Origin of the sequence: Psychrobacter sp. AT9 (genome assembly GCF_047272965.1) — a bacterium.
Lineage (GTDB): Bacteria > Pseudomonadota > Gammaproteobacteria > Pseudomonadales > Moraxellaceae > Psychrobacter > Psychrobacter glaciei.
Genome location: NZ_JBKOTW010000001.1, coordinates 2,130,164 through 2,143,516 on the forward strand (window position 1 = coordinate 2,130,164; position 13,353 = coordinate 2,143,516).

The following is a 13,353-nucleotide window of genomic DNA, read 5'->3' on the forward strand; positions in this document are numbered from 1 at the left end:
ATATCATTTTTCTTTATATAGAATAGGGCGATTGATTAGATTATTAAGTTTTGTCATAAACAAAATAAAACCAAAACCGAAGATTGAAGTAGTAAGCACTCCTATCATGTTTTGATCGAAAATCAAACTTTTGGTGTCTTTATAAGTTATCTGAAGATCCTCCTCTGCTCCCTCAATGTCTATACTTACTAATTGCGGTAACTTATTCGATGCGCCTAAAAAATTGGGCTGATGGTACCAACCAACTCTTGCGTACTTACCAAGCCTAGGTTCAAGGTATGTAGGACCCATACATGACCCAGAGTTAATAAACCCAAATACATTATAGCTACAGCCATAAAGCGTTACTTTCTTGGGATTTTCGATAGATTGTAAGGCTATACTAAATCCCGTATCAGTGACGAGACCCTCAGTATATTGCAGCTCCGACTCTTGCGGAAAACCTCTACCTTGCCATTCCAAAAAATTGAGTACAATGAAGAAAGATACAAACGAGACATTTAGAAACGTATCAAACTTTTGAGATGCTGATTTTTCTTTAAATTTTTTAAGCATAGGATTTTCTTTAAAATATTATTTTTACGAGTTTATAGACTCAAGGTTAGAATGGCTACTGGAAAAGTGGCTTATGAATGAAGCTACAAAGCTTAGCTTCTGAATAGATGCGAAGCCAATGTTTACCATCTTATATATTCACAGTACGACACTATCTGTCGCATTGTTTGCCAAATTCCCTAATAATTACAGTGACTTGCAAACCAATTTGTTAAAATAACAACCTATAAATGAATTGGTAAACACCGCTTATGGCAACCATCAATTATGAACGACTACAGGGCAAACTAAACATCTTAGCGGACGCTGCTAAGTATGACGTTTCTTGTTCCTCCTCTGCTGGTACCCGTAAAAACCAAGGCGGTGGCCTCGGTGACGCCTCAGCAACTGGTATTTGCCATAGCTATACCGAAGATGGGCGCTGCGTTAGTTTACTCAAAATTCTGCTGACCAATCATTGCATTTACGACTGCGCTTATTGCACCTCGCGCAAAAGTAATGACACCCCACGCGCAGCTTTTAGTGTTGAGGAAGTCGTTGATTTAACCATGCAGTTTTATCGTCGTAACTATATCGAAGGGTTATTTCTTAGCTCAGGCATCTTTAAAAGCGGCGATTATACGATGGAGCGCTTGGTCGAGGTCGCCAAGATATTACGTACTCGTGAGCGTTTTAACGGCTATATCCATCTAAAAACCATTCCGGGCGCGTCAAAAGAATTGCTGTTAGAAGCAGGGCTTTATGCTGATCGTTTGAGCGTCAATATCGAAATTCCGACCAAATCGGGCTTAGCTTTACTCGCTCCAGAGAAGTCGCATGATGAATTAAAAGCACCGATGGAGACGGTCAAAGAAGAAATAATTACCATCCGTGAGAGCCGTAAAACGCATAAAAAAGCACCGAAATTTGTGCCAGCAGGTCAAACCAGTCAAATGATCGTTGGTGCCAGTAATGAGACTGATTTGCAAGTCATTCAGCTATCGAGTCATTTTTATAAGCAATATGATCTCAAGCGTGTTTATTATTCCGGCTATGTGCCGATGTTATCTGACAGTCGTTTGCCAGCGATTGGAACGCCTGTGCCGATGGTGCGAGAGAATCGTCTTTATCAAGCCGATTGGCTGATGCGTTTCTATGGTTTTGGCGCGCACGAAATCGTCGAACCAGACTCGCCATTTTTGGATTTAGATTGCGATCCAAAATTGGCTTGGGCAATCCGCCATCGTGAGCATTTTCCGGTTAATATTCAAACCGCGACTTATGAGATGATTGTGCGCATCCCAGGTATTGGTACTAAGACGGCTAAAAAGATAGTGAAAGCACGCAAGTTTAATCAATTGACGCTTTATCATCTGAAAAAAATGGGCGCAGCGGTCAACCGCGCCAAATACTTTATTGCCACCACCGGTAAAAATGAACACCTCGCCCATTTAACCCGTGATAATTTCCGCCAGTACGTACTGGCGCAAACGCAAACTAAGTATAAAGATCAGCGCAGTGGTCAGTTGGCGCTGTTTTAATGAGTACGGTTTTAATGGCCACTATTTTAAATAGGAACATAAATGTCACAACTGATGCAAAGCCATGACTATATTGTCGGTCACTTAACGCCAAGTATTGTGCTTTATGAGCCAAGTTTTGAAGGTTGGCTCAGTGCCGTTTTTTATGTCTATGCCAATCGGTTACAAGAAGATGAATCCCTACAGTTAATTGCTCAAGATTCTTATGTGCCCTCATTGATCTCTGAAGCGAGCAGTGTTGCTACAGATGAAGACCATGCTGAACGCGTATTAACCAAGCTACATAAGCTATTGGGGCGTTCAGGTATGCGAAATATTCTGTGGGGATTTTTATCAGAAAAAGACAATATCGGTACGACATTGTTTCAGGTGATTAAATACGCTATTGACTATCCTAGCCGCCATATTATGGAAGACCTCGGTAACCTGAGTGTTTTGGAATTAGTACAAACCGTCAAATCCGTCGGTCGTGAGAAGCATCGAATGGAAGCCTTTGTGCGTTTTGAGCATACGACCGATGATATTTATTTTGCCCGTGTTGAGCCTGACTTTAATGTGCTGCCTCTAATCGGAGAGCATTTTCGTCAGCGTTATCAAGACCAGCATTGGGCTATTTACGATCTGACTCGTAACTATGGCATCTATTATGATAAAAGTAATAGTACGCCCAAACGCCCCGCTGCCCTGCAAACGATCACTGACCTTGATGACGCGGTACTACGCAATCCTGCCAGCATCCATAGTCCTGATGAGCAGCGTTATCAAAGATTTTGGCAAGGTTACTTTACCAACGTCAATATCAAAGAGCGCAAAAACCCTAAGTTGCATAAACAGTATCTACCGCAGCGCTATTGGAAATACTTGAGTGAAAAGCAAGTACTGCCCGATGCTGAGCACTTGCGAAAACGACGCTAACGGCTCTTATAGGCTTTTAATCCCAGCATTTATACTTATATATTTTAAAAACCAGCTGTCTGTCATCATCTTTTTATCTTGATGGTTGAGTTTTTAGCGCTTTTAACTGACAATAGCAAATTGATATTACTAACCGGTGACCCACGCTATTATGAAAGTTATGCGCTTACTGTCGTCTTTGAAGCATGATGAATCCGAGCGCGGCATTTTTCATCTTGGGCGTGCATTGGTCAAAAATGAGCACACGTCTATCATTGTCTCAAGCGCTGACGAAGACAATGATTTGGTTAGGCGTCTCAAACGTGATGGCAATATATACCATCAGCTACACATGAATAAAAAATCTTGGCTGTCGTTGCTGCAAGTCTCATCGCTTCGACATCTGATTGAAAAGTACGAGCCTGATGTGATTCATGTACATTCGCGGACACCGGCATGGATATTACATTTGGCACTGCGCCGCGCACGAGTCAGGCGTTTGCCAAAGTTGGTATCGACCATGTATGGTTTTTATCCTATTAATAAATACTCACAAGCGTTGCTCGATGTCGACACGATTATTACGGTGTCTGATAGTGTCACCAACTATCTAAAAAAGGGACTGCGCCGCGAAGATGTCGATCCTACGATCATTAAGCGCATCTACCGCGGTATCGACACCCGTCGCTATCCTTATCGGCACAATCCATCTGTCTATTGGCTACGGCACACTTTCGCTGAATATCCTGAGCTTGAGCATAAAAAGTGGCTGGTGTTTCCGACGGTGATTGGTAACGAATACGGTCAAGAATGGCTCATCGACATATTGGGCAATCTGCAGGAACAGTTCCCTAATATTCATGCCATCATTATGGACGATGATTTTAGAGATGGTGATGTCGCGCATGAAGATTTTCGCCAACGTAGCAATACATTGGAGCTGGCTGAGCGCATTACTTATGTGGGTAGTAAGCGTAATGATATGCGGGAATGGCTATCGGCGGCCAACATCGTCATGGCGCTTGCAAATGAGCCTGAATCTATTGGTATTAATGCCCTACAAGCCATCCACTTAGGCACGCCCGTTATTGGCTGGGATCAGGCAGCATTTAGTGAAATTCTACAGCCGCTCTACCCGCAAGGCTTGGTAAAAAAATACAATGCCAATGCCCTATGCAAAGCCGTTAGGAACCAGCTAGAAAGCGTAACGCGTCCAGAAATGACCAACAAGTTTACGATGCGCGAGATGATCGAAGAAACGCTGGCGGTATATCAAGGTCTGTATGATCATGCACTTGCAGAAGAACAAGCGAAAGCCGATGCTATCGCAGTACGAAGAATCAAAAAAAGTCTCAAAAAACCTGCTAAGCCTATTCTTAATGTCGCCGTCAAAAACGTCGAACCCGTCAATAAAAATGCAACAGTCAAACTGAGCAAAGAAGCGTCTAAAATAGTGGATACAGCAAAGATAGCCGAAGACCATCAAGAGCCATAGACCCCATGTATCATTCAATACGTGTAAGAGTGGACATGCTCTTTTTGACAGTACATTTTAATTAAAAAAAGGCCACTTCAAAAATAGAAGTAGCCTTATCAATACCAATTTGCTCTGAACCAAGCTCAACATTATCGTCAGTTTACGCCTGATTTGATAAAATGTTTGGTGCAATTTTAGCAATCAGCAGCACTAATAGTTGAATGTTCAAAACGCCCTAGTTAAAGAAGTCTAAAACGGGTACAAGGCAGCCGACTGCAGATTGTACAATTAGTACATCTAAGGAGGGTAACGCCGTAGCCGTTTAGCAGTTCTCTGACTATAGCATGGGTTTAATACGTCGTTGGTGTATGTGCGCTGACAATGCGGGTCACGCTATCGGTAGGATTGATAAAGGTATGCGGCTGAGTGGTATCAATCACGTAGCTGTCGCCCTGATTTAACAAATAAGTGCTTTCTTCGATACGGATAATAATCTTACCTTCGATAACCGTACCAATCTCCTCCCCTTCGTGAGCAATCTTTTCTTCGGTTGAGCTGTTGGGTTGATAGGTCTCAATCAAAAATCCTAGGTTTCTTGTCGTACTGCAGTTATATACTTGTTTTAACGACACTCTGCTATTGGGTTCATTGAGCTCTAATAAATCCTTTGGCGTCACAATGACTCTAGCCCTAGGCTCCTTCCACTCGTCGCTAAAAAACGTGGTCAGATCAGAACCTAGTACTGTCAAGATAGCCTTTAACGTATTGACCGCTGGACTGACCTTATTGCGCTCGATAGAGCTAATAGACGTGTTCGTCAATCCAGACATTTTGGCCAATTTACGTTGCGAGTAACCTTTCGCTAGACGCAGCTGGTTAATCTTTTTGCCAATGTCTTCCTTCAACGACTCATCTGTTTCAGAAGATGACGCCGTGTCAGCATCCATCAGTTCATCATCGCTATCGATATCATCTATTTCGATATCAACTATATCTTTGTCATCGATACTATTAACATCGCTCTCAATACTATCAATATCAGTGACGGCAGTTTCTGCCTTACTTTTAGTCGTGCTATTCAGTTTGTGGTTCTCTGGCATGGTGAATAAATTCCGTGAATAGAAATTTGGACAAGTTATCTTGCACATAATTTAACTCAGGATGCCATTGTACACCAATCATAAATGGATGTTGCAATAAGCTGATCGCTTCAACCAAGCCATCAGGCGCTGACGCCTCAACCAATAAACGTGCGCCTACTTTATTGATTGCTTGTTTGTGTAATGAATTGACGTGCCATTTTTTACCAAATGCAGCCAGTCTCCCCTCAGGATGAATGATCACATCATGTACTGGCTGATATTGCACCTCAAGCGGTTGGGTGTTGTCTTCTAAATGCGGCTCATAAAACCCATCGACTTCACGCCAGTCAGGATGCAGCGTGCCATTAAAATGAACATTCATCTCTTGCAAACCTCGGCAAACTGCCAACAGAGGCATGTTTCTTTCATCTGCATAAGCCAACAATTTGAAACTCAGCTCATCACGGCCTAAGTCTTGTTTTGCCTCGACGTGCGTCGCGCCATAACGAGTTGGCGCGACATTGCTGTAACTACCCGTCAATAAAATCCCGTCTACCATTGCGAGCAACGCATCAAAGTTTTCGCTATCGGCAGCTGTGTTCGGCAGCAGTATGGGATTGCCACCGTAGAAGTTTACTGCATCGATGTATTTTTGATATACCGCCTGTGCTGGCTGTCCATCAACCATCTTATGACAGGACACAATAGCAATAATAGGTCTGGAATTTTTCATATTATCTTCCTTAGTTATAATGAATAGACTTAATCCATCCATATTATTTATATCCCTTATTTAGCTAAAATTTAACATAATGACTCACAAAATGTAAACTATAAACTTCATTAATATCGATATTAGTACTAAAAATGCCTTTTTGGGTTATTTTAAGATAATTTTAAATAAAAATTGACAACTATAGTTTTCATCCATATATTGGAAGTCATTACCGATATTGCTAAACAGAGATTAACTTTTAGTTTTAATAATACTATTAAAAAAATTATCTCTAAGTGGCTAATACCATTGATAAAAAATGTCGGCTTTGGTGAAAACGCATCATATTCAGTTGACCATTTATCAAACGCTTATTTATTAAGTATTCGTTATAAATGTCACTAACAGTGCATTCAGACCTAATAGCAAAGATGTAGCAGCAACAAACCCAGCAATTCTAAAAATTCATAGGAAGAATAGACATGATGACAACCAATGGAATGGTCAAATCTGCACACAACACAGAATACGTCTATGTTGCAGCAGGTGATATCAATGGCTTGCTTCGTGGTAAGCGCATCCCTTTTGATCAAATGGAAAAAGCAGAAAACGGGGCAATCCGATTACCTCTGTCAATCTTGGGTGTCGATATATGGGGCGCGGATGTTATCGAGTCTTCCCAATGTAATGGCGATATCGATGCCATTGCCCGTCCAACTGGCCGTGCTGCCTATCCCCTTCTCAATACCAGTGCACCCTCATCGCTGCTACCTATTTGGTTATATACCGAAGACAATGAGCCTTACTACGGTGATGCCCGCCATGTTTTGGACTATATCAGCAAAAAATTCAAAGCATTGGGACTGACGCCAGTGATGGCAACCGAACTAGAATTTTATTTGGTTGACTATACCGAGGGAGAGACACCTAAGCCCCCCATTCGCCCCAAAAGTGGATTAAGACTGAATAAAACTTCTATTTTAAGTATCAATGACTTATTGCAATTTGATGAATTCTTAGATGAAGTCTATGAGCAATGCAATAAACTCGATATTCCTGCTGATGCAGCACTGGCCGAAAATGGTTGTGGTCAATTTGAAATCAATTTATTACATGTGGACGACCCATTAAAAGCTGCTGACGATGCGATTTTATTTAAACAAGTGGTCAAGGCCGTGGCAGCTCGTCACAAGCTCACCGCGACATTCATGGCGAAACCTTTTGGTCTACAGTCTGGTAATGGCTTTCATGTGCATTGCAGCTTATTAGACAAAGATGGCAATAATGTCTTCGATGATGGATCAGAGGAAGGCTCAGATATGTTGCGTCACGCGGTCGCTGGTCTGCTAAAGACCATGTCAGATTGCACTCTATTATTTGCCCCACATGTGAATTCTTATCGCCGCTTTACACCCGGTACGCTAGCGCCAAACAATGTGTCGTGGGGTTATGAAAACCGCACCGCAGCCGTGCGTATCCCTGGTGGTGACTCAAAAGCGCGACGTATCGAGCACCGTGTCTCTGGGGCAGATGCCAATCCTTATCTGGTCTGTAGCGCGGTACTGGCAGGCATGCTGTATGGCATCGAAAACAAGCTGGAAGCGCCTGAGCCCATTAATAGCATCACTTACAATGCAGCAGAACTTAAGACCTTGCCACTAGACTGGCTCTCAGCCATCCGTCAGTTTGAAAGCAGTGATATCATTGATTCGCTGTTCCCAAGCGAGATGATTGAGCTGTTGATCGCGGTCAAAAAGCAAGAAGCCAAACGCTTTGCTCAGCAAGTGACCAACCTTGAATACCTCACCTATTTACAGGATGTTTGATATGTCAAATAGCAGCTCGAATAGCAACCCAAATAGCAACATAGCAACGAACCAAAACCCACCTTCTAATAACACACGCAACATCCCGCATTATTCAGACAAAGGGCAATATCCTGATAGCTATTATGCTGCCAGTCGTAATCCAAAGCCTGATAGACCGACGCTAAAAAATGACATTCAAGTAGAAATCTGTGTGGTGGGTGGCGGCTACAGTGGCCTATCAACTGCTCTGCATCTCATTGAAACCGACCACGAAGTCGTTGTCCTTGAAGGTGCGCAGATTGGTTGGGGCGCATCAGGTCGCAATGGCGGGCAAATCGTCAACGGTCTAAATGCTAGCCTGCAAAAGATCAAAAAATCTTATGGTCAAGAAAATGCAAACTTCGTCGGTCAGCTCGTGACCCGTGGTGGCAAAATCATTCGCCGTTTTGTCCGCGACTACGATATCAGCTGCGATCTCAAAGAAAAAAATATTTTTGCGGCATTAAATAATGGACAGCTAAAAGACTTGCAAGAGACGCATGCACTGTGGGAAAGCCACGGTATGCATGATCGGGAAATGCTCGATAAGCATGGTATCCAAGAGCATATAAAATCAGATGCTTATGTAGGCGGCGTAATCGATCACTCCGGTGGACACTTTCATCCACTAAACCTTGCATTGGGTGAAGCGGCGGCCATTGAGCAAGGCGGCGGCACCATTTATGAGAACACCTTAGTGGTGGATATTGAGTATGCGGACGATGCTATCAAAGTCATCACCGAGTTTGGCACCGTCACTTGTAAGCAAGCGGTGCTGTGCGGCAATGCCTATCTCAATAAAGTTATCCCTAAACTGACTGACCGTGTCATGCCTGTATCGACTCAGATTATCGCCACCGAGCCGCTGGGTGATTTAGCAGACCAGCTACTCCCAACTGATGTTTGTGTCGAAGACGTTCGCTATATTCTTGATTACTATCGTCTCTCAGCAGACAAGCGCATGTTATTTGGCGGTGGTACAGTCTACGGTGGTCAGGACCCAGCTGACATCACAGCTAAAATTAGACCAAACATGACTAAGATTTTTCCAGAGTTACGTGACGTCAAAATCGACTATGCGTGGAGTGGGAACTTTGCTTTGTCTTTTTCTCGCGTACCACAAATGGGCAAACTACATGAGCGAGTATATTTCGCCCATGGTTATAGTGGTCATGGCGTGACAGGTTCGCACTTATTTGGGCAAATCTTGGCTGATGCCATCAATGGTAAAACCAAAGAGTTCGATGCTTTTGCACAAATTCCTTGGATTCCGTTCCCAGGTGGTCGAGCGCTGCGAGTCCCTTACTCGGTCATGGGCTCATGGTGGTATGCGCTAAAAGATACCACTGGCATGTAAACACATAAAAGCTTTGAATAATAAACATTGAACAAAGTGTTTTTATTTTAAAAGCGGTCGTTACATTGACCTATCATAGCAACGGATTGTTGTGATGGAGCGCGATAGAAAGTTGGTTCGCTACTGTCCTACTGTCTGTCGCGCGTCAACCATAGAATAGAGCTTGTTTAAAAAAACAATGAGGTTTTACAGGGAGCGTAAATATGAACATGAAGCTCAATGATGCTGTCGAAAGACAGTATCATAATAAGCGAGTATTTCTCACCGTCATAGTAGCCGTCGTCATCTATCTGGCTTTTGCTTGGCTATCTACCAGCCGTGCCCCAGACCAATCTTGGGGTGCCTTATCTTTACTACCAACACTATTGGTATTAGTCACTGCCATTGTCTCTAGGCGACCATTTGAATCCATGATCGCAGGCTGTGTCGCTGGGCTCGTGATGCTCAATCCTTTTGATTTGGTCTCCCCTTTTGCAGACAACATGTCGATGGTGCTGGGTAATGAGACCATTATTTGGATTGTTCTCGTCTGTGGTCTGATGGGTGGTCTTATTCAACTGCTTGAGATTAGTGGGTGTCTAGATGGCTTTAGTGAATGGCTACAAAAAATTATTAAATCGCGCCGTCAGTCATTATTGGCCACCTTTGCTTTGGGCGTCGTGGTTTTTATTGACGACTATTTGAACTGTCTAGCAGTATCAACCTCCGTCAAAAAACTCACTGACGTCTATAACGTTTCTCGTGAGAAGCTCGCTTATATCGTCGATTCAACCGCCGCACCGATGTGTATTATCGTGCCTATTTCTACGTGGGCAGTCTACTTTGCAGGTCTTTTAGAAGAAAACGGCGTGGCTGGCGATGGTGAAGGTATTGGGCTTTATATCAGCGCGATTCCTTATATGGCGTATGCTTGGTTTGCACTTTTGATTGTATTCTTAGTGGCGTATGGCATTTTGGGTGACTGGGGTCCGATGAAAAAAGCCGAGGCACGTGCCAAAGCCGGTAATCCTGTTCCGGAAGCCTTTGTCGAAGAGCAACTGATCTCAAACGTCCAAGCCAAACGTAAGCTATCGTTCAAAGCCAATATCGCAAACTTTGCTTTCCCAATGATCTTACTGATTGTCTCTACGGTCTACTTCGAAGTCGATCTATTACGCGGTGCATTATTGACCTGTTTTGTGACCGTCGTTGTCTATTGGATGCAAGGCATTTTAAGTTTTGAGACCCAAGTTGAAGCCATCTTTAAAGGCTTTAAAGTCATGCTCTATCCACTCTCAACCGTCATTGGTGGTTTTTTCTTAAAAGCCATCAATGACGAGCTTGGTATGACCTCATATGTGATTGAGGCTATCACGCCTTATATGACGATTATTATTTTCCCTGCCGTCATCTTTGCGGTGATGGCTTTCTTAACTTTTGCCACGTCATCAAGCTGGGGTTTATATGTCCTTGCTATGCCCATTGTCTTTCCAATATCGCTCGCCCTAGGCGTTAGCACACCCCTTATGATTGGCGCATTGTTATCTGCTTCTTCATTTGGTAGTCATGCTTGTTTCTTTAGTGATTCATCGCTACTTGCCGCGCAAGGTGCTGGCTGCTCCCCCATGCAGCACGCTTTTACCCAGTTCCCCTATGCCATGCTCGGTGCGGGATTATCCGTCGTCACCTTCTTAGGCTTGGGTTATATGATGGCTTAAGCCAACCTTAACGCTATTATTTTAATCATTGATTAGCGGGCAGTGAGAGATGGTTCGTTAGTCAAAACAAGCCTTTTATATGGTACTCATTAATAAATACGATAAGGATTTAGATCATGCGAAATGTTACCGTTGCTACGACTCAAATGGCATGTGGTTGGGATATACAACAAAATATTGCCACTGCAACTGAGTTGGTCACTAAAGCCGCCAAAGCGGGTGCCAATATCATCTTGCTACAAGAGTTATTTGAGACGCCCTACTTCTGCCAAGTTCATGACTTTGATTATTTTAAGCTGGCAACCTCAGTTGCGGATAATGCGGCCATCAATCACTTCAAGCAGTTGGCTAAAGAGCTGCAAGTGGTATTGCCGATTAGCTTCTATGAAAAATCAGGCAATACCTTTTTTAATAGCGTGACCGTGATCGATGCCGATGGCGAGATACTTGGCACTTATCGTAAAACGCATATACCAGATGGTATTCCTTATGCCGAAAAATTCTACTTTACCCCCGGCGATACTGGATTCAAGGTTTGGCAAACCAAGTATGCCAAAATTGGTGTCGGTATTTGCTGGGATCAATGGTTCCCTGAATGCGCTCGTAGCATGGCATTGATGGGTGCAGAAATACTGTTTTATCCGACTGCGATTGGTGATGAGCCAACATTGGACATCGACTCAAAAGGTCATTGGCAGCGCTGTATGCAAGGTCATGCTGCCGCTAACCTCATGCCAGTGGTAGCAGCCAATCGTATTGGCACTGAGACAATTACTCAAAACGGAAACGATAACGGAAACGATAGCGTCGTGGCGTTCTACGGTAGCTCATTTATTACCGACGGTCGTGGCGAGATTATACAAGAAGCATCTAAAGATAAAGAAGAGATACTTAGTACGACTTTTGACTTAGATCAACTGGCTATCGAACGTCAGCAATGGGGCGTGTTCCGTGATCGTCGTCCATCGATGTATGGCACGTTGCTGACTCATGGATAAGGTTTGTTAACAAGCAAGCTCACTCGCGCTATCGTCAAATAAGGTGCTCTATATGTCATTATTACCGAACCGATTAATCACTGGCTCAACACCACAACAAGACGGCTTTTACATGCCAGCAGAATTTGAGCCGATACAAAAAATATGGATGGTATGGCCTTACCGTGCTGATAACTGGCGACAGCAAGCCATTCCTGCTCAGAAAGCTTATGCTGATGTTGCACTGGCAATTAACAGATTTTGTGAAGTTGGCATACTGGTCAATCCTGATGATTATCAATCATGCCGCGATAGTCTACCTGCTGATATCGACGTCATATCCATGCCCAGCAATGATGCTTGGGCGCGTGATACTGTCCCGACATTTTTAATCAATGAAGCAGGTGAGCTACGCGCTTGTGATTGGACATTCAATGCATGGGGCGGCGACTATGATGGACTATACTCGCCGTGGGATGACGATGATAAGCTGGCTGAACGCTTATGTGATCATCTAGATATCAAACGCTATCGAACGGATGACTTTGTCATGGAAGGCGGCGCATTTCATGTCGATGGTGAAGGCACTGTTCTGACTACGCGCATGTGTCTGCTAAGCCCAGGGCGTAACCCGCACCTAACCGAAGCTCAAATTGAAGACAAGCTAAAAGCTTATCTTAATATACAAAAAGTGCTGTGGATTGATGACGGTATTGATCCTGATGAGACTACAGGTCACATTGACGATATCGCTTGCTTTGCGCGCCCTGGTGAAGTAGTTTGCTTGTTTACTGACGACCCTAAGCATCCGTTTTATGAGGCAACGCAAAAGGCCTATGAGCAGCTCTCAAAGATGACTGATGCAAAAGGCAGACGTTTAAAAGTCCATAAGCTATGCTGTACCAAGAACTCTGTCACCTTGCCTGAACATCATGATATTGAACAATCTGATGATGCCAAGGCGCGTCATACTGATGATGTCTGTATTGCTTCATATGCCAACTTTTTAATTTGTAATGACGCTGTCATCGTACCGCAATATGATGATATAAATGATGCACTCGCCATCGAGCAGCTTGAAAAAGTCTTTCCTCAACATCAAGTAGTGGGAGTACGAACGAAAGAGATTGTTTTTGGTGGCGGCAATATTCATTGCATTACGCAGCAGCAACCAAAATCATCAATTAAAAGCAGCAACTAAAAGCAGCAACTAAAAGCAGTAATCAAAAGCA

11 protein-coding genes are annotated in these 13,353 nt (G+C 43.5%); 8 read left to right on the plus strand and 3 right to left on the minus strand.

The features are described from left to right. Positions 1–3 precede the first annotated feature (3 nt). Positions 4–555 (minus strand): hypothetical protein, encoded by a 552-nt coding sequence (locus tag ACMFL8_RS08875; RefSeq protein WP_413190728.1) that lies wholly within the window; start codon positions 553–555, stop codon positions 4–6. Positions 556–806: 251 nt separating this feature from the next. Between ACMFL8_RS08875 and ACMFL8_RS08880 the strand changes: the two genes are divergently transcribed. From ACMFL8_RS08880 to ACMFL8_RS08890, 3 genes are all read left to right on the plus strand, one after another. After that, a complete protein-coding gene (locus ACMFL8_RS08880; RefSeq protein WP_194618825.1) occupies positions 807–2,075 on the plus strand; it encodes a putative DNA modification/repair radical SAM protein in 1,269 nt (422 codons plus the stop codon). Positions 2,076–2,117: 42 nt separating this feature from the next. Further along, complete coding sequence (locus ACMFL8_RS08885; RefSeq protein ID WP_210539721.1) at positions 2,118–2,990, plus strand: TIGR03915 family putative DNA repair protein; 873 nt, start codon at positions 2,118–2,120, stop codon at positions 2,988–2,990. Between the two features lie 151 nt (positions 2,991–3,141). After that, a complete protein-coding gene (locus ACMFL8_RS08890) occupies positions 3,142–4,464 on the plus strand; it encodes a glycosyltransferase (RefSeq protein WP_413190729.1) in 1,323 nt (440 codons plus the stop codon). Positions 4,465–4,796: 332 nt separating this feature from the next. Here ACMFL8_RS08890 and ACMFL8_RS08895 read toward each other — a convergent pair whose 3' ends face one another. Next, positions 4,797–5,546: a cupin domain-containing protein gene (locus ACMFL8_RS08895; protein ID WP_413190730.1), complete on the minus strand. Its 750-nt coding sequence runs from the start codon at positions 5,544–5,546 to the stop codon at positions 4,797–4,799. Then, the gene (locus tag ACMFL8_RS08900) at positions 5,521–6,261 is read right to left on the minus strand and encodes a gamma-glutamyl-gamma-aminobutyrate hydrolase (RefSeq protein WP_010198665.1); all 741 of its coding nucleotides are present in this window, start codon (positions 6,259–6,261) and stop codon (positions 5,521–5,523) included. Before ACMFL8_RS08900 ends, ACMFL8_RS08895 begins: the two co-directional genes overlap by 26 nt. Positions 6,262–6,725: 464 nt before the next feature. Between ACMFL8_RS08900 and ACMFL8_RS08905 the strand changes: the two genes are divergently transcribed. The 5 genes from ACMFL8_RS08905 (at position 6,726) to aguA (ending at position 13,322) form a co-directional block, all read left to right on the plus strand. Continuing rightward, positions 6,726–8,069, plus strand: coding sequence for a glutamine synthetase family protein (locus ACMFL8_RS08905; RefSeq protein WP_189581276.1), 1,344 nt, complete (start codon positions 6,726–6,728; stop codon positions 8,067–8,069). Position 8,070: 1 nt separating this feature from the next. Then, positions 8,071–9,447 (plus strand): NAD(P)/FAD-dependent oxidoreductase, encoded by a 1,377-nt coding sequence (locus ACMFL8_RS08910; protein WP_413190731.1) that lies wholly within the window; start codon positions 8,071–8,073, stop codon positions 9,445–9,447. Between the two features lie 203 nt (positions 9,448–9,650). Next, the gene (locus ACMFL8_RS08915) at positions 9,651–11,144 is read left to right on the plus strand and encodes a Na+/H+ antiporter NhaC family protein (protein ID WP_189581273.1); all 1,494 of its coding nucleotides are present in this window, start codon (positions 9,651–9,653) and stop codon (positions 11,142–11,144) included. Between the two features lie 113 nt (positions 11,145–11,257). Then, positions 11,258–12,142, plus strand: a complete 885-nt coding sequence (aguB, locus tag ACMFL8_RS08920) for an N-carbamoylputrescine amidase (RefSeq protein ID WP_413191389.1) — start codon at positions 11,258–11,260, stop codon at positions 12,140–12,142. Between the two features lie 52 nt (positions 12,143–12,194). Then, complete coding sequence (gene aguA / locus ACMFL8_RS08925) at positions 12,195–13,322, plus strand: agmatine deiminase (protein ID WP_413190732.1); 1,128 nt, start codon at positions 12,195–12,197, stop codon at positions 13,320–13,322. Positions 13,323–13,353: the final 31 nt, after the last annotated feature.